At 45.7% G+C, this 17676-nt stretch carries 23 protein-coding genes; 18 read left to right on the forward strand and 5 right to left on the reverse strand.

Going from position 1 to position 17676, the window contains the following annotated elements; translation table 11 throughout:
* The first annotated feature begins 6 nt into the window (after positions 1-6).
* Both M1D90_RS06015 and M1D90_RS06020 read left to right on the forward strand, forming a co-directional pair.
* Complete coding sequence (locus tag M1D90_RS06015) at positions 7-435, forward strand: MarR family winged helix-turn-helix transcriptional regulator (protein ID WP_128823554.1); 429 nt, start codon at positions 7-9, stop codon at positions 433-435.
* A gap of 124 nt (positions 436-559) precedes the next feature.
* Positions 560-691 (forward strand): hypothetical protein, encoded by a 132-nt coding sequence (locus M1D90_RS06020; protein WP_023855500.1) that lies wholly within the window; start codon positions 560-562, stop codon positions 689-691.
* A 17-nt stretch (positions 692-708) separates the two neighbouring features.
* Here the strand turns inward: M1D90_RS06020 and M1D90_RS06025 are convergent, their stop codons facing one another.
* A complete protein-coding gene (locus M1D90_RS06025; protein ID WP_020452585.1) occupies positions 709-1506 on the reverse strand; it encodes an NAD kinase in 798 nt (265 codons plus the stop codon).
* A 193-nt stretch (positions 1507-1699) separates the two neighbouring features.
* Between M1D90_RS06025 and sppA the strand changes: the two genes are divergently transcribed.
* The 15 genes from sppA to M1D90_RS06100 all read left to right on the forward strand — a co-directional run bounded on the left by sppA (position 1700) and on the right by M1D90_RS06100 (position 14998).
* Positions 1700-2707, forward strand: a complete 1008-nt coding sequence (sppA, locus tag M1D90_RS06030; protein ID WP_079289271.1) for a signal peptide peptidase SppA — start codon at positions 1700-1702, stop codon at positions 2705-2707.
* A gap of 15 nt (positions 2708-2722) precedes the next feature.
* Positions 2723-3241 carry an RDD family protein gene (locus M1D90_RS06035; RefSeq protein WP_026579078.1) on the forward strand — a complete coding sequence of 173 codons (519 nt, stop codon included), beginning with the start codon at positions 2723-2725 and terminating at the stop codon, positions 3239-3241.
* Positions 3242-3360: 119 nt separating this feature from the next.
* A complete protein-coding gene (locus M1D90_RS06040; RefSeq protein WP_020452582.1) occupies positions 3361-4044 on the forward strand; it encodes a DUF2953 domain-containing protein in 684 nt (227 codons plus the stop codon).
* A 12-nt stretch (positions 4045-4056) separates the two neighbouring features.
* Entirely contained in the window at positions 4057-4515 is a 459-nt protein-coding gene (gene ytfJ / locus M1D90_RS06045) for a GerW family sporulation protein (protein ID WP_020452581.1), read from the forward strand.
* 137 nt (positions 4516-4652) lie between these two features.
* Entirely contained in the window at positions 4653-5156 is a 504-nt protein-coding gene (tpx, locus tag M1D90_RS06050; protein ID WP_023855499.1) for a thiol peroxidase, read from the forward strand.
* A gap of 85 nt (positions 5157-5241) precedes the next feature.
* Entirely contained in the window at positions 5242-6228 is a 987-nt protein-coding gene (locus tag M1D90_RS06055) for a class I SAM-dependent methyltransferase (RefSeq protein ID WP_020452579.1), read from the forward strand.
* A gap of 229 nt (positions 6229-6457) precedes the next feature.
* Positions 6458-7645: an acetate kinase gene (locus tag M1D90_RS06060; protein WP_020452578.1), complete on the forward strand. Its 1188-nt coding sequence runs from the start codon at positions 6458-6460 to the stop codon at positions 7643-7645.
* 98 nt (positions 7646-7743) lie between these two features.
* Entirely contained in the window at positions 7744-8262 is a 519-nt protein-coding gene (locus M1D90_RS06065) for a MogA/MoaB family molybdenum cofactor biosynthesis protein (protein WP_023855497.1), read from the forward strand.
* A 194-nt stretch (positions 8263-8456) separates the two neighbouring features.
* On the forward strand, positions 8457-9668 hold the full coding sequence (locus M1D90_RS06070) for an argininosuccinate synthase (RefSeq protein WP_039072910.1): 1212 nt from the start codon (positions 8457-8459) through the stop codon (positions 9666-9668).
* A complete protein-coding gene (gene argH, locus M1D90_RS06075; RefSeq protein ID WP_020452575.1) occupies positions 9665-11044 on the forward strand; it encodes an argininosuccinate lyase in 1380 nt (459 codons plus the stop codon). Before M1D90_RS06070 ends, argH begins: the two co-directional genes overlap by 4 nt.
* A 74-nt stretch (positions 11045-11118) precedes the next feature.
* Positions 11119-11262, forward strand: coding sequence for a hypothetical protein (locus M1D90_RS06080; RefSeq protein WP_020452574.1), 144 nt, complete (start codon positions 11119-11121; stop codon positions 11260-11262).
* A gap of 165 nt (positions 11263-11427) precedes the next feature.
* Positions 11428-12189 (forward strand): SDR family oxidoreductase, encoded by a 762-nt coding sequence (locus tag M1D90_RS06085; RefSeq protein WP_023855495.1) that lies wholly within the window; start codon positions 11428-11430, stop codon positions 12187-12189.
* Between the two features lie 32 nt (positions 12190-12221).
* Entirely contained in the window at positions 12222-12908 is a 687-nt protein-coding gene (locus M1D90_RS06090; protein WP_020452572.1) for a metal-dependent hydrolase, read from the forward strand.
* Positions 12909-13025: 117 nt separating this feature from the next.
* On the forward strand, positions 13026-13583 hold the full coding sequence (locus M1D90_RS06095; protein WP_020452571.1) for a PadR family transcriptional regulator: 558 nt from the start codon (positions 13026-13028) through the stop codon (positions 13581-13583).
* Positions 13584-13675: 92 nt separating this feature from the next.
* Positions 13676-14998: a CBS domain-containing protein gene (locus M1D90_RS06100; RefSeq protein ID WP_020452570.1), complete on the forward strand. Its 1323-nt coding sequence runs from the start codon at positions 13676-13678 to the stop codon at positions 14996-14998.
* Positions 14999-15026: 28 nt separating this feature from the next.
* Here the strand turns inward: M1D90_RS06100 and M1D90_RS06105 are convergent, their stop codons facing one another.
* Positions 15027-15329 carry a YtpI family protein gene (locus M1D90_RS06105; protein ID WP_023855494.1) on the reverse strand — a complete coding sequence of 101 codons (303 nt, stop codon included), beginning with the start codon at positions 15327-15329 and terminating at the stop codon, positions 15027-15029.
* Positions 15330-15475: 146 nt separating this feature from the next.
* On the opposite strand from M1D90_RS06105, the gene M1D90_RS06110 reads away from it, so the two are divergent.
* On the forward strand, positions 15476-16420 hold the full coding sequence (locus tag M1D90_RS06110) for a DHH family phosphoesterase (RefSeq protein WP_023855493.1): 945 nt from the start codon (positions 15476-15478) through the stop codon (positions 16418-16420).
* Positions 16421-16533: 113 nt separating this feature from the next.
* Here the strand turns inward: M1D90_RS06110 and M1D90_RS06115 are convergent, their stop codons facing one another.
* The 3 genes from M1D90_RS06115 to M1D90_RS06125 form a co-directional block, all read right to left on the reverse strand.
* Entirely contained in the window at positions 16534-16713 is a 180-nt protein-coding gene (locus M1D90_RS06115; protein WP_020452567.1) for a hypothetical protein, read from the reverse strand.
* Between the two features lie 111 nt (positions 16714-16824).
* Positions 16825-17328 (reverse strand): sporulation membrane protein YtrI, encoded by a 504-nt coding sequence (gene ytrI / locus M1D90_RS06120; RefSeq protein WP_020452566.1) that lies wholly within the window; start codon positions 17326-17328, stop codon positions 16825-16827.
* A complete protein-coding gene (locus tag M1D90_RS06125; RefSeq protein WP_003184343.1) occupies positions 17325-17666 on the reverse strand; it encodes a YtrH family sporulation protein in 342 nt (113 codons plus the stop codon). The genes ytrI and M1D90_RS06125 overlap by 4 nt, the downstream gene beginning before the upstream one ends.
* Positions 17667-17676 lie beyond the last annotated feature (10 nt).

Consider the following 17676-nt stretch of genomic DNA (forward strand, 5'->3'; position numbering starts at 1 on the left):
TATCCTTTGGGGCATGACTCACTCCGAAACATCGAGAAAGAAATCGCGCTTTTAGTCCGTCTGACGACGGCCTACAGTCCGCGGTTCGGAAGTCTGGACCGCTCGGAATATCTGCTGTTAAGCGAGCTTGATAAGCAAAGTCCTCTTGCCATCAACTCGCTGGCTGAAACCTTAATGCTGAATCTTTCGACAGCGAGCAGACAGGTTGCAGCATTGGAACGGAAAAAGCTCATCAGGCGTTTTCCCGATCCCAACAACGGCCGGATCAGCCTTGTAGAAATGACTTCGGAGGGCATTGATACTCTGAAAAAAGTGCAAAAGGCTCGCTTTCATGTATACACGGAGGTTCTTCAAGACTGGACAAAAGAAGAACTGAGCACATTGGAAACTCATTTGATCAGACTGAATCAGGATTTTAAAAAGTGGAGCAAATAATCGGCTAAAGGCTGTTGGTCAGACGATCACCAGCCTTTTTCTTTTTAATCTGTTGATTTATAGAAAAAAGGATGCGTAATACAACTTGTAATACGATATATAAAAACCGGAAGGAGGAGCACTTTTGAGGCAATCCGATGTGTCGATATTAAATTCGTCCGCCAAAGTGCTTGCTACCCGGCATGAATGCGGAAATGAAAATTTCGTGATAAACAACCGCAAAAAAGAGCAGGAAGAACATCCCGCTCTTTATTAATGAAAAGGTTTTCAAAATTATAGAAATGTGCGCCTTACTTTTTCCCAAAATGAATTGTCTTTTAATTTAATGGTTTTGATCATCTTGCCCGAGAGGCTGACTTCGACTTCTTTTACATGCATCGTACTGAAGGCTTCGTTATCAAGGCCGATGATCGGATAGTCGTTCCCGTCTTGGACGATTTTTAATGTCAGCTTTCGATCCGCACTTAAAATAAACGGAGATCCGAGTGTTCTGTATGTGTTGTTGTTCAATGAAGCGAGCTCTGTCACCTGTATGCATGGAAGCAGCGGATCAACGACGGCCCCTTCAACCGATTTGTTATACGCGGTGCTTCCGGTCGGAGTGGACACGATCATTCCGTCCCCGCGGAATGTTTCAAAGTGAAGATCATCAATATAAACGTCCATCACAAATGTTTTAATAATGCTTGAACGGATGGATACCTCATTCAGACATTGAAAGCTTGTCCCGTCAACGGTTACATCGATCAGCGGATATTTTCTGACCTCGATTTGTTCAGAGTTTGTCGCTTCAATCATTTTATCGGTATCATGTATATTAAAATCCGCATACAAATGAGCTTTCCCCTTTTTGGCCACGCCTACGTACAGGCAGTCATCCCTGAAATTCGTCTTTCGAACCGCCTGCAAAAATGTCCCGTCGCCGCCGATGCTTGCGATAATATTGGCTTCATTGTGGTGGTGAACGACGCGAAATCCGTGTTCTTCTGCAAGGTGTTTCAGTTTTTTGCACTGCTCGTCGGTTTCTTCGCTTTTTTTGTAAAAGAAATAAATGTTCCGGCGGTCTGTCACAATCATTCTCCCCTTTGTCTGTTAAGTTTAGATTTTTCTGCCATCTAACATGTATGTTAAAATGACCTGTGACCCTTAGTTTACCATGTCCAAAAACTTCTTGTATATGAAGCGGCATCATACTGAACTTTTTCTCTTCATATACGTACTAAGACATGCAGCTTTTTTTATTCAAAGGAGGAGAACAGACAAAATGAATGCGAAAAGATGGATCGCACTTGTCATCGCGCTGGGCGTTTTTGCGTTATCTGCGGTGGTGAGCCTTTTGCTAGCAGTATTTGACACGATGGGGAATGACGGAAAGATGCAGTTTGGCCTTAATGACACCCAGGAAGAAACGGTGCTTGAAGAAGGAAACAGCTCAAGAAAAATCGCCGTGCTTGAAGTGAACGGAACGATTTCCGACAATGGCGGCGCTTCTGGCTTGTTCAGCTCTGAAGGCTATAACCACAGATCGTTTTTGCAAATGCTTGAAAAAGCAAAAGACGACTCTGCTGTAAAGGGCATTATTCTGCGCGTCAATTCTCCGGGTGGCGGAGTATACGAAAGCGCCGAAATACATAAGAAGCTTGAAGAGATCAAAAAAGATACGAAAAAACCGATTTACGTATCAATGGGCTCGATGGCTGCATCTGGAGGCTATTACATTTCAACGCCTGCCGACAAAATCTTTGCAGCGCCGGACACGCTGACGGGTTCACTAGGGGTCATCATGGAAAGCCTTAACTACAGCAAGCTTGCAGAAAAGCTTGGATTGAAAACGGAAACGATCAAAAGCGGTGAGTTTAAAGACATCATGTCACCGACGCGCGATATGACGAAAAAAGAAAGAGAAATCATGCAGTCAATGGTCGATGACGCGTACGAAGGATTTGTCGATGTTATAGCCGAAGGACGCAGCATGTCCGAAAATGACGTGAAAAAAATTGCCGACGGACGCGTTTATGACGGCCGCCAGGCGAAACAGAACCATCTCATTGATGAGCTCGGCTACTATGAGGATGCGGTCAAAGCGATGAAAAAAGACCACAAAAACCTTGCCGGAGCGTCTGTTGTCAGCTATGAAGAATCGGCCGGCCTTGCGTCGCTCTTTTCGATGACTGCAAATAAGATGTTTAAAAGCGAAGCCGATTTCTTAAACATTAAAGAATCAATTTCTCAATCCGGCGCACCGAGACTCATGTATTTATACGCTAAATAGGAGGGGACCGAAAAAATGGATGTGACTTATGATGGAAAGGATCATAATGAATTATCACCGGACGCCGGTGTTTCCAGGGAAGAATCGGCCCCGCATGTAGAGCATGCATATGCCGGTTTTTGGATCAGGCTGTTTGCCTTTCTGCTCGACGGGATTGTTGTCGGCAGCATCAACAAATTAGCGGTTTCACCTGTTTTCAGCCTGCTGAATCTCCCTAAAGAATCAGGGTTTTTCACCTTTTCGCTTTATTCTTTTGTGACGGCGGCAGTATTTTTCGCTTATTTCGTCCTGATGACGAAGTATTTCGGACAGACGTTGGGCAAGATGGTATTCGGGCTGAAGGTCGTGTCGCTTGTCCCGGAAAAAGGGCTGACATGGGATGTGATCTTGTTTAGGGAGCTTATCGGCCGCTATATCAACAGTTTGTATATTACGTATCTCGTTGCTGCATTTTCGCCAAAGAAACAGGGGATTCACGATTTCTTTGCGGACACGGCGGTTATTCATGAAAAGCTGTATCGAAAAAAAGACTGAGCGTATCAAACCCGGCTGCTGAAAGACAGCCGGGTTTTTTTGCTGCCTGGAATAAGCTCCGTCTATGTTTATTTTTCAAATTTCTTCCTATAATGATTAGTATAAGAGGAAGTGAAATCATGATTTACATATGGATTGCGGGAGTATTCCTTCTTTTGGCAGCGTTAATGATGATGAAAATCCGCATCGCGATCGAATATCTTCATACAGACGATGACGACCGGCTGACCTTTAAAGTTCGAACAGGTTTTGGGCTTCTGCGCTTCAAAAAGGAAATTCCGGTGATTAAAATCAATCAGCAGGATATGACCGTTGATGTAAAAGAACAGACGAATACGGCTCTAAAAAACGATAAAAAGAGGAGAAAAGTCGGCTATCGGGAAGTGTTCGATAATACGAAGCAAATCAAAAAATTGGTGGAACAGGTCATCAATCTGCAGCCGCTTATCCGCCGATTTATGAAGCGGATTCACATCACGAAGCTCGAATGGACCTCAGTCCTCGGCTTTCCTGATGCCGCTTTAACCGGAATCGTCACGGGAGGCGCCTGGTCTCTGAAAGCCGGCACAATGGCTCTCTTGCATCAGATTTTTTGCTTTGACAGCCAGCCGGAATACGAAGTGATTCCAGTCTTTAACAGCCGCTCCTCTAAAACGCATCTGACATGTATATTCCATTTTCGCGTTGGCCATGCTATAACCGCAGCTTTTAGAATCGTGATGAACTGGAAAGGGAAAATGCGCGGCTTATTTAAGCTGCCAAAAAATCTGTCAGGTTCAACAAAGAATGATTCATCAGTATAGGAGGAATGGAATATGGCTGAACATCCAATTCAAGGTTTGATGAAAACCGCAATGGAAAATTTAAAGGAAATGATCGATGTCAATACCATTATCGGAGATCCTGTAGAAACACCTGACGGCAGCGTCATCCTAACCGTCTCCAGAGTGGGATTCGGTTTTGCGGCTGGCGGAAGCGAGTTCGGCGGAAATAAACCGGCCGAATCCAAAGCGAGCGATGGAGATCGTGAACGAAAAGAATCGAAGCTCCCGTTTGGCGGGGGAAGCGGGGGAGGCGTATCGATTACGCCGATTGCTTTTTTGATTGTCGGATCATCAGGCGTTAAAATCCTGCATTTGGATGAAAACACGCACGTCATCGATAAGATTTTAGACGCAGCCCCGCAAACGATCGAACGGATTCAGCATATGTTTAAGAAAAACGATAAGCAAAAGCAAAATATGAACCGCCAAAACCAGACGCCTCCATTTTAAAAGCTTCGGCTTTCCGGCCACAGAAGTTAACTGTTCCTGCAGCAGTTAACTTTTTTTGTCTCGGCCGGACTTAAGCTTTGCAGTTTGTCCTAAACTCTTTTATAGTAGAGTCATACATAAATGAAGGAGGAATGATGATGGCTTCAATTACATTTAAAGGAAACCCGGTGACACTGGTAGGTTCAGAAGTGAAAGTCGGAGACCAGGCGCCTGATTTCACTGTTTTGTCCAATTCGCTTGAGGAAGTCACGCTTCAAGACATTAAAGGCAAACCAGCTGTTATTTCGGTGATTCCGTCTATCGATACAGGTGTTTGTGACGCGCAGACCCGCCGCTTTAACGAAGAAGCCGCAGGCCTCGGTTCAGTGAAAGTGTATACGATCAGCGCGGATCTGCCGTTTGCACAGGCTCGCTGGTGCGGAGCAAACGGAATTGAAAATGTGGAAACATTGTCAGATCATAGGGAAATGTCTTTTGGGGAAGCATTCGGGCTTTACATTAAAGAATTGAGATTGCTTGCCCGCGCCGTATTTGTGTTAGATGAAAACGGAAAAGTCGTCTACACTGAATACGTCAGCGAAGCGACAAACCACCCGGACTATGACAAAGCCATCGAAGCTGCCAAATCACTCGTTAAGTAAATTCAACTCATAAAAGGGCTCCAGGTGATCATCTTGCCGGAGCTCTTTTCATGGCTTTGATTTTTTGATAAGGAGAGACATCATCATGCAAAACTATCCAGTCGAAACGATTTATGAATGGCTTGACAAAGGAGCGGAAATCATCGCACGTGACCTGCAGATCCCTTACATAGAAGGATTGGCGGAAGCAGGAGAGGCATTCTTTACAGGGTCCGCGGACCGCGGGCTTTCCGAAAAAGCCGAACAAAAGGTGAAGGATCTGCTCGGCCGTGCGCGTTTTTCAGAATGCAGCCATGAGGCGATCCGAAAAGCCTTCCAGCTTGCCATCTTGAAAGGCCAGAAAGATATTCCCCATCCGAACCGGCAGATGACGCCCGATACAATCGGTTTATTTATCGGATATCTGGTGAACAAATTCATCGGACCCAAAAAAGAATTGACGCTGTTTGATCCGGCGGTCGGCACTGGAAACCTGCTGCTTGCCGTCTTGAACCAGCTGGCCGGTGAAGCCGGAAAAGCGTTCGGCTCAGAGATTGATGACGTTCTGATCAAGCTCGCCTATGTCCAGGCAAACCTGCAGGAAAAGGAAATCGAGCTTTTTAACCAGGACAGCCTGCAGCCGATTTTTATGGAGCCTGCCGATGCGGTCATTTGCGATCTTCCCGTCGGATATTATCCTGATGACGAAAGCGCGCGCGCTTTCGAATTAAAGGCAGATGAAGGCCATTCTTTTTCACACCATTTGTTTATTGAACAAAGCTTGACCTATACGAAACCGGGCGGCTATTTATTTTTTATGATTCCGAACCAATTGTTCGAAAGCAGCCAAAGCGAAAAGCTGCGTACCTTTTTAAAGGACAATGCGTATATTAATGCAGTGCTTCAGCTTCCGCTGTCGATTTTCAAAGATGAGGCACACGCGAAGAGCATTTTGGTTTTACAAAAGCATGGCGAACAGGCGAAAGCGCCTAAACAAGTTCTGCTTGCACAAGTTCCATCATTCGCCAATCAGGATGCGATGCTGAAAATGACAGCCAAACTCGACAACTGGTTTCAAGCTGAAAAAAGATAAGCAGATCAGAGAAGATATATTCTCTGATCTGTTTTTATATTCAGAAAATAATAATTTCTTTGTGAAAGCGTTAACATGTCGGATCGTGACTTGAAATGCACTCTTTTGAGTGTTTAAATGAGAAAGGCAGATATTTTTTGAATTTACTAAGAACGATTTTATACATATTTTTTATGATCCGGGTTGAACATAATGTCACCGGACTATAGGTAAAAAGGAGCGTCATTTTATGTCCAAAATTATTGCAATCAATGCTGGAAGCTCATCATTGAAATTTCAACTGTTCGAAATGCCCAGCGAAAAAGTACTAACAAAAGGCCTTGTTGAGCGAATCGGGCTGGATAACGGCATCTTCACGATTTCCGTCAACGACGAAAAAAAGACCGAAACAACAGATATCCCGGACCACTCCGTAGCCGTAAAAATGCTGCTGGATAAACTTACAAAATTCGGCATTATCAAAGATTTAAATGAAATCGACGGAATCGGACACCGCGTCGTACACGGCGGCGAAAAGTTCAGCGACTCCGTTTTATTGACGGATGAAATGATCCATGAGATCGAGGAGATTTCAGAACTCGCACCGCTTCATAACCCGGCTAATATTGTCGGAATTAAAGCGTTTAAAGAAGTACTTCCAAATGTTCCTGCCGTGGCTGTTTTTGATACGGCATTCCACCAAACAATGCCGGAACAATCTTATCTGTACAGTCTGCCATACGAATACTATGAGAAATTCGGCATCCGTAAATACGGTTTCCATGGCACATCTCATAAATATGTGACTGAACGCGCGGCAGAGCTGCTCGGCCGTCCGATTGAAGAACTTCGCCTGATTTCCTGCCACCTTGGAAACGGCGCGAGCATCGCAGCTGTTGAAGGCGGCAAATCAATCGATACATCAATGGGCTTCACACCGCTTGCAGGTGTAGCGATGGGTACGCGTTCAGGAAACATCGATCCTGCGCTTATCCCGTTCATTATGGAAAAAACGGGTCAAACAGCCGACGAAGTCCTGAACACACTCAATAAAAAGAGCGGTCTTTTAGGTATTTCCGGATTCTCAAGCGATTTGCGCGATATTGTCGAAGCAACTAAAGAAGGCAATGAACGTGCGGAAACAGCCCTTGAAGTATTCGCAAGCAGAATTCATAAATACATCGGTTCTTATGCAGCGAGAATGAGCGGAGTAGACGCGATCATTTTCACTGCCGGCATCGGGGAAAACAGCGTTGAAGTCAGAGAGCGCGTTCTTCATGGTTTGGAATTCATGGGTGTCTATTGGGATCCTGCGTTGAATAACGTCCGTGGAAAAGAAGCGTTTATCAGCTATCCGCATTCACCTGTAAAAGTCCTCGTCATCCCGACGAATGAAGAAGTGATGATTGCAAGAGACGTCGTTAGACTGGCTCACTAAAAATAAAAAAACAGCCTTCTCTTTACAAGGAAGGCTGTTTTTTTATGCATCTTCCCCTTTATAATGAAAAAAGACTGTATAAAGGAGGCTATTTAGCCATGAGTGTTGAGGAACATAAAAAAGAAGCGCCGGACCGCGTCAACTGCAAAGTTATTACTGTCAGCGATACAAGAACGGAAGACACAGATAAAAGCGGCCGGCTTATGAAAGAGTTTTTAGCGGAAGACGGTCATGAGATCGTTTCCTATGAGATTGTAAAGGATGAAAAGGAAATGATTCAAAAAGCTGTGCTGGAAGGCTGTCTTGATGACCGGATCGATGCCATCCTATTAAACGGAGGGACGGGCATTGCCTCTAGAGATGTAACAATCGAGTCGATCGTTCCTCTTTTTTCGAAAGAAATTCCGGGATTTGGGGAGATATTCCGCATGCTGAGTTATACAGAGGATATCGGAGCGGCTGCGATCCTTTCAAGAGCTGCAGCGGGTGTTATTCAAAACAAAGCCGTGTTTGCAACACCGGGTTCAAGCGGGGCGGTTAAGCTTGCAATGTCAAAGCTGATTGTGCCTGAGCTTGCCCATGTCATCAGAGAACTGAGAAAAGATATGAAAAAATAAAGCCGGAAAGCCCTCCGGCTGAACGCTGAATATGCACTGAACTTCATTCATAAAAAATGAATGAAGTTTTTTTTATAAAAAGGTTGAAAAAACCAGACTTCCTTGTTAAAGTGTATACATATTAAATGTATTTTTATTAAATAAAACTTATTTTTATACAAAAAAGAGCACCGAGATGAGAGGAGTTTTTCAAAATGACGCAAAAGAAAAAAGTGGTTTTAGCATATTCAGGAGGACTTGATACTTCTGTCGCGATAAAATGGCTGCAGGAACAGGGATATGATGTAGTGGCCTGCTGCCTTGACGTCGGGGAGGGAAAAAATCTCGCATTTGTTCAGCAAAAAGCGCTTCAAGTCGGGGCTTCTAATTCATATGTTATCGATGCAAAAGAAGAATTTGCGAAAGAGTTTGCACTGACTGCCCTCCAGGCCCATACGCTTTATGAAGGAAAGTACCCGCTTGTATCAGCTCTGTCCAGACCGCTGATCGCCAAAAAGCTGGTCGAAGTGGCTGAAAAAGAGAACGCCCAAGCCGTGGCTCACGGCTGCACAGGCAAAGGAAATGACCAAGTGCGCTTCGAGGTGTCCATTAAATCGCTCAATCCGGATTTAGAGGTACTGGCACCTGTGCGCGAATGGAAATGGTCGCGCGACGAAGAGATCGCGTATGCAGAAAAGCACGGCATTCCGATTCCGATCAATCTTGACAGCCCGTATTCAATTGACCAGAACCTGTGGGGCAGAAGCAATGAATGCGGAGTTCTGGAAGATCCATGGGCGGCGCCTCCTGAAGGGGCTTATGATTTGACGAAGCCGCTTGAAAAAACACCGGATACCCCCGATGTGATCGAAATCGCTTTTGAAGAGGGCATTCCGGTTTCCATTGACGGCGCTCATTACTCGCTGTCAGACTTGATTTTAAAGCTGAATGAACTGGCGGGCGCGCATGGAGTGGGGCGCATCGACCATGTTGAAAACCGCCTTGTCGGCATCAAATCACGCGAAGTGTACGAATGCCCGGGCGCGATGACTTTGATTAAGGCGCACAAAGAGCTTGAAGATTTGACATTAGTAAAAGAAGTGGCGCATTTCAAACCTCTGATCGAACAAAAAATGGCTGAAGTGATCTATAACGGCCTGTGGTTTTCTCCGCTTAAAGACGCGCTTTCCGGTTTCCTGAAAGAAACGCAGAAGCATGTCACGGGCGTCGTCCGCGTCAAGCTGTTCAAAGGCCATGCGATCGTTGAAGGGCGTAAATCCGAATACTCCCTGTATGATGAAAAACTGGCGACGTATACAAAAGACGATGCGTTCGATCATCACGCTGCCGTCGGCTTTATTGAGCTGTGGGGACTGCCGACGAAAGTAAACAGCATCGTCCAAAAAAAGGAGCAGATTAAAGCATGAAAAAGCTGTGGGGAGGCCGGTTCCAAAAAACACCGGAAAAATGGGTCGATGAGTTCGGCGCATCGATCCACTTTGACAAAACGCTCGTGAAAGAAGATATCGCAGGGTCTCTCGCTCATGCTTCCATGCTTGAAAAATGCGGCATTTTAACCGAAGCAGAAGCGGTCAAAATAAAAGAAGGCCTGACATCCCTTTTGCACAAAGCGGAAAAAAACGAACTCGATTTTTCAGTCGATTACGAAGACATTCACCTCAACCTTGAAAAAATGCTCATTGACGAAATCGGGCCGCTCGGCGGAAAGCTTCATACGGCCAGAAGCCGAAACGACCAGGTGGCGACGGATATGCACCTGTATTTAAAAGGGCACACAGAGCATATCATCGAGCTGATTACGGCTTTTCAACACGTGCTTATCGAAAAAGCGGAAGAACATGTGGAGACGATACTGCCGGGATACACCCATCTGCAGCGGGCGCAGCCGATCTCGTTCGCGCATCATTTGCTCGCTTACTTCTGGATGCTTGAGCGCGATAAAGAACGCTATCATGATTCATTCAAGCGGATTAACAAGTCCCCCCTTGGATGCGGGGCGCTCGCCGGAACGACATTTCCGATCGACCGTGAATATTCAGCAGGTCTGCTCGGGTTTGACTCGATATATGAAAACAGCTTGGACGGCGTCAGCGACAGGGATTTCATCCTTGAATTTTTAAGCGCGAGCAGCATTTTGATGATGCATCTGTCAAGATTCTCCGAAGAAATCATTCTTTGGTGTTCGCAGGAATTTAAATTCATTGAGCTTGATGACACTTATGCTACGGGGAGCAGCATGATGCCGCAAAAGAAAAACCCGGACATGGCAGAGCTTATCCGCGGGAAAACCGGACGCGTATACGGTGATCTGATCGGCCTCCTGACGATTATGAAAGGGCTCCCGTTAGCGTACAATAAAGATTTGCAGGAAGACAAAGAAGGTATGTTTGATACTGTGAAAACGGTCGAAGGAAGCCTTGAGATTTTTGCCGGCATGACGAAAACGATGACAGTGAACAAAAATATGATGAAAAAAGCAACGGAGCAGGATTTTTCAAATGCCACCGAACTTGCCGACTATCTGGCGAAAAAGGGCATGCCGTTCAGAGAGGCGCACGAAGTCGTCGGGAAGCTTGTCTACACTTGTATCGAAAAAGGCATTTATCTCAGCGGCCTGCCGTTTGAAGAGTTCGAAAAGGCAAGCGAACTGTTTGAAGAAGACGTCTACATCGTGCTCGACCCGCACCATGCCGTCGAAAAAAGGATGAGTGAAGGCGGGACGGGATTCAAAAAGGTGGAAGAAGCCATTCAAAAGGCGAAGCATTGTTTGAACAATTTTTAACACTTCCCGATTCGATTCATAACTGTGCGGCTTCATACGCAAAATAGATTTGTGAATCGAAAAGGGGTGTGGCAATGAAACAAGATCAGTCAAAACACGCATACATGTATGATGCCGACGGCGATAAAGAAACCGTTCAGCAAATCTCTGATGCCTATTTCAGCGGATTTGTCGCGCACGATGACGCACAGCCGTTAGCTGATGCAGATAAACAATAGAAAGCTGGAGCCCGTAACAGCGGGCTTCAGCTTTCTTCTGTCCAGCGGCGATTGCAAATTTCCCGATGCTCCACATGTGATATACTCTGGCTTTTGTAGTAAAGTATAGGTAGATACATGCAATCATTTGCGAATACCGAGAACCAATGCCTGGGAGGGAAAGATGTGCGCCATGCGTTAATTACGGCCGGTTCAAAAGGTTTGGGGCGTAAAGTGACGGAAGCCCTGCTTGAAAAAGGCTACTCAGTGACGGTGAATTACAGGCAGGACGAAGAAGCTGTCAGCCGCCTAAAAGAAAAATGGCGGTCATCCCTTGACCGTTTACAGTTTGTAAAGGGAGATGTCACCAAGAAAGAAGACCTGCTCCGAATGGTGAATGCCGCACTTGAGCGATTTGGAAAAATTGATCTTCTGATCAATAATGCCGGCCCATACATATTTGAACGAAAAAAGCTTGCAGATTATACTGATGATGAATGGTATGACATGCTTGAAGGCAACTTAAGCTCTGTCTTCCATCTGTTTAAAGCGGTTGTTCCGGTGATGAGGCGCCAGCGGTTCGGCCGCATCATCACATACGGATTTCAGGGGGCAGACCATGCGCCGGGCTGGCTGCATCGTTCCGCTTTTGGAGCGGCGAAAGTGGGGCTGGCTTCTTTAACAAAAACGATCGCCATTGAAGAAGCGGGCTCCGGCATCACAGCCAACATGGTTTGTCCAGGCAACATCGTCGGGGATATGAAAGAGGCTTCGATTTCAGAAGCGAGGGCGTCACTTGATGAGGAAACGCCGATCGGCAGGTCGGGAACCGGTGAAGATATCGCAAGGATCATCACTTTTCTATGCGATGAACATTCCGACTACATTACGGGAACAGTCATTGAAGCGACAGGCGGCTTGAATGTGATTAACCGTCATTCTCTTTAGACGTGCGAAATTAAAAAACAGGGGTGGATATGATGAAAGTGACATATCATGGTCATTCAGTGGTAACAGTTGAAACGGGAAATCATCAATTGATCTTCGATCCGTTTATTACAGGAAATTCTTTAACCGATTTAAAGCCGGAAGAGGTTAAAGCGGATGTTATTTTGCTGACCCACGGTCATAACGATCATGTCGGCGATACCGTCGAAATCGCCAAGCGAAATCATTCGCTCGTTGTAGCTCCGAATGAACTCGCGGTCTATCTGGGATGGAAAGGCCTGAATGTCCATCCGATGCATATCGGCGGCTCCCATCAGTTCGATTTTGGCCAAGTCAAGCTGACGCAGGCTTTCCACGGATCGGCTTATACGGAAGAAGACAGCCAAAAGATCGTCTATACCGGCATGCCGGCGGGGATCCTCTTGACTGTGGAAGGAAGGACGATTTTTCATGCAGGAGACACCGGGCTTTTCTCAGATATGAAGCTGATCGGTGAATTAAATCATATCGACCTCGCTTTCCTGCCGATCGGCGATAATTTTACGATGGGCCCGGAGGATGCCAAACTGGCCGCAGAATGGCTCAGGGCGAAACAGGTTGTACCGGTTCACTACTCGACGTTCCCCGTCATCGAACAGGACCCGCATGCATTTGCGGACAGCCTTCCCGGCGGCGTCGGAAAAGTGCTTGAGGTCGGTGAGTCAATCGAATTTAAATAAACTTGTTTTTAGAGGACCCGAATCCGGGTCCTTTTTTCGGTTGAACCGGTTATATGTCTATCAAAACATGTTAATGATGATATAATATAGGAATCGGATTGTTCTTGGGAGGATATTATGAGGGTATTGAAATACGCGATTTTGGGGCTCCTTGATCACGGGAGTTTGAGCGGCTACGATATGACAAGCCGCTTTAAAGCCGAATTGGGCCAATTTTGGAGCGCCAAGCACAGTCAGATTTATCCCGAGCTGAAAAAGCTGACGGATGAAGGATTTATCGAATATGAAACGGTGATCCAAGGCTCAAAATTAGAAAAGAAAATGTATTCCATCACAGAGGCCGGAAAGCGTGAACTTCACGGATGGCTTACGGAATTCAAACCGGTCCCCGATACGGTAAAAGATGAATTTATGCTGAAAGCTTATTTTATCTCTTCGATGGAACGTGATGAAGCGAAAAGGCTTTTTGCCGATCAGCTTCAAAAGCGGGAAGAGAAAGCCGTTTTTTTAAAAAATAAGCTCGAAGAATTGAAGCGCGAAGCGGGTGAATCGATAACTTTCCGCTCGCCTCATTTCGGCCATTACCTTGTATTGACCCGGGCGCTGGAGCGGGAAAACGGCTATTGCTCATGGCTTGAAAAAGCGCTTCTTCTGATGGAGAATGATCGCTCTTAGACGGACATGATGTTGCGAAGGCGGATTGCGGTTCAATTGCACAACCATTTATAATAAATATATCTAGCAGTCAGAGGATGAAGGTGAAACGATTGGCGACAAAACACGAACAGATTTTAAAATATATTGATTCTTTGTCCGTCGGCGAAAAAATCTCCGTCAGGCGGATTGCGAAGGAAATGAAAGTCAGTGAAGGAACTGCTTACAGAGCGATAAAAGAAGCCGAGAATAAAGGGTTTGTCAGCACGATCGAAAGGGTCGGAACGATCAGGATCGAGCAAAAGAAAAAAGAGAATATTGAAAAACTGACATACGCTGAAGTGGTCAATGTCATTGACGGCCATGTGCTTGGCGGAAAAGCAGGGCTTCATAAAACGCTCAACAAATTCGTCATCGGAGCGATGAAGCTTGATGCGATGATGAGATATACCGGGGCGGGCAACCTGCTGATTGTCGGCAACCGAATCGATGCGCACCGCCAGGCTTTGGAAGCGGGTGCTGCCGTGCTGGTGACCGGCGGTTTTGATACGGAGCCGGAGATTATTGAGCTTGCCGACAGGCTCGAGCTCCCGGTCATTTCTACAAGCTATGACACGTTTACTGTAGCCGCGATGATCAACAGGGCGATTTATGACCAGCTCATCAAAAAAGAGGTCGTGCTTGTCGAGGATATTTTGACCCCTTTGGAAAAAACGGTCTGCTTATCCCCTCATGAAAAGCTCGAAAGATGGTATGAGAAAAACTTTGAAACGGGGCACGGACGTTTTCCCATCGTTGACGAGCAGATGAAAATCCACGGCATTTTAACTTCAAAAGATGTTGCCGGATATGACCGCTCTGTATTGATTGAAAAAGTCATGACGAAAAACCCGATTACAGTAATCGGCAAAACGTCAGTCGCTTCAGCGGCGCAGATGATGGTCTGGGAAGGAATCGAAGTGCTTCCCGTCGTTGACGAGCGGCAAAAGCTGATCGGCATGATCAGCAGGCAGGACGTATTAAAGGCGCTTCAAATGATTCAGAAGCAGCCTCAGGTCGGCGAAAAACTCGATGACATTGTGACAGGCGGTTTCAAAGAATCGGACAATGACAAAAACAAGCCGGATCCGGTTTATCAATACGAAGTAACGCCGCAAATGACAAACCACTTGGGAACAATTTCCTACGGCGTGTTTACGACGATTTTGACCGAAGCTGCAAACCGTTTTTTGCGGTCGCACAAAAAAGGCGAACTCGTGATAGAGAGCATGACGATTTATTTTTTAAAGCCTGTGCAAATGGAGTCTGTCATTGAAATAAAACCGAACATTCTCGAAGCCGGGAGAAAGTTCGGAAAAATGGATATAGAAGTTTTTCACCAGGGTGCTCTCGTCGGCAAAGCGATGATGATGGTTCAGCTGATGGAAAGAAGCTAAGGGACGCGGCCAGTGTCCCTCTTTTCGCTTATGCGTTTTCCCGTTCGTTTTCTTTCGCAAGCAAAGGGACATAGTGCTTATAGGCTCTGTAGCCGGCCCACATGCTCCCGAGCCCGGTCAGCATAAAAATAACGCCGATGACGACAGCAAGCGTGCCGCGGTTTAAAAGCAGCTGATTGGCGCCGAAGAACATGATAAACAGGCCCAGACTCATGCTTGACTTGGCCGAATAGTATTCCCGTTCAATCGCTTTTTTGGTGCGCACATACCTTACTTTGAAGTACCCATAAGCTATCGCTGAAACCACAATGAAAAAAACAAAAAACGGCATAATCGACATCCTCCATTGTAAGTTTTACAAACCCATTGTATACATAATCGGGTTCGCTTTCTACAATAAAAAGTCATAACTTTCACTTTCCACCAACAACAGATTATGATTTAATGGTTAAAAACAAAGTAAAGAAGGAGCGCGTCATGAAAAAAGAAATCATCAGAACCATATCATTATATGACACGATCATTATACATAGACATGTGAGACCGGATCCCGATGCCTACGGATCCCAATGCGGCCTTGCGGAAATCCTGAGGGCAACCTATCCTGAAAAAAATATTTTCGCGGTCGGAACGCCCGAGCCTTCCCTCGCTTTTTTGTACACCCCGGATGTGATTGAAGACCCGGTGTATGAAAATGCACTTGTCATCGTCTGTGACACGGCCAATCAAGCGAGAATTTCCGATTCGCGCTACAACATGGGCGACAAGCTGATCAAAATCGACCATCATCCGAATGAAGACCAATACGGCGACCTTTTATGGGTGGATACGAATGCGAGCTCGACGAGCGAGATGATTTACGAACTGTATTTAGCGGGTAAAGAACAAGCGGGATGGACGCTTCCGACAAAGGGTGCCGAACTGATCTATGCCGGCATTGTGGGGGATACAGGGCGCTTCTTATTTCCGAACACGACAAAAAAGACATTGAAATATGCCGGAGAGCTGATTGAGTATCCTTTTAATTCTCAGGCGCTTTTTAATCAATTGTATGAGACGAAATTAAATGTTGTGAGGCTGAACGGTTACATTTACCAGAATGTTTCTCTGTCCGAAAACGGTGTGGCGTCGGTATTCATCACCCGTGACATTTTGCATCAATACAATATTACGCCGTCTGAAGCTTCACAGCTTGTCAGCACGCTCGGCAATATTTCAGGAATCAAAGCATGGGTGTTTTTTGTGGAGGAAGCCGACCAGATCAGGGTAAGGCTTCGTTCAAAGGGGCCGATTGTCAATGAAGTCGCTAAAAAATACAACGGCGGAGGCCATCCGCTCGCAGCCGGTGCTTCCATCTATGACTGGAAAGACACCGATCTTGTCATCGCTGACTTGGAGCGCATATGCAAAGAAAACAAATAAGAGGGGAAGTCCCTCTTTTTTTGTGCAGTTCAACTGCAAGCGTTTGCATTATATTTTGCGAAAAAGTAAGCAGCAAAGTGTAAGCAGATCATTTTACGCATCACAGCTGCTGCTTATTCAGGTATAAACCATGATCCGATATCTGTTACATCCTCATAAACATGGATGTTTTGGGCTCTTAACTCTCTTTTGATAAGGGACGCGAGACTTTCGGTTTCCGCATAAGCCGAGTAGCCCAGCTTGATCCGGTTGACTTTATCTCTTGCCAGCTGATGGTAACTGTAAATGTACATTCTGCTTTCCTCCCTTTTTAAAAAAACTTACATATCGCTTACTGTCAGTTTAAATTAAAATATGGAAAAAAGCGACGAATGCATGTAAATCGTAAAAAAAAATCCATAATTTTATTCGGAAAAAGAGATTTTGATTTCAACGGAAAGCCGTGTATAAATCGTCAGTTCGGTGACTTTCGCTTTGTACGTTTTATCGTTTATCGTATACTCTTTATTTTCAATCGTCCGCTTTAAAAGCTCCTTCGTCCGGTAGACGCTTTCGATATCCTTTGTGATGACATCCGAAATATTATCCCGGATACGCTCTTCAAAGTTCATCATGTCGGGCTGTGACAATTTGTATTGCTTGCCGTTGATCAGCTTGACGTCGACGCTTTGAATCAGCAGTTTTCTTTTATTGTCTTCATTCAGCTTATGAAGGTCCTCCCGGTAAATGGTGATCTGGTCATTTAAATCATTGATGCGCTCTTTCTGTTCTCTTATCAAGACGACCTGCTTCTCCTGAAAGGTGCCGTATGTAAACAGGAACACGACCCAGCTGATGATGGCTCCGCACATCATTCCCGCAAAAAAACGCTGCCAACCCGGTTTTTTATAATAAGGAGGGATTCTCATGAGGAAATATGCTCCTGTGTGAGCCAATTGATGATCAGATAACCGGTCTGCGCTCCTCCCATCGCCGAAAGAATCAGGAGAAGCTGTTTTACGATGTCTCTCGTATTGCCTTCGATAATGCCCCTTTCAAAGCTGTAGACCGCGTCAAACGTGCCGCCGATTGCCGCAACCAGCGCCCAGATTTTTAGACGGTTTGCGAGGCTTGTAATAATCGTTAAAGGCGGCTGTCCCGACAGATAGGCGCCGATCCCTCCGATTAAGCAACCGCCGAGAAGCACTCCTAGCGCAATAAAATAACAGCTGATAAAGTTTGGAAAAAAGGGCTGTTCAGGATCCATTCCGATCACC

Source organism: Bacillus sp. JZ34 (genome assembly GCF_053903205.1).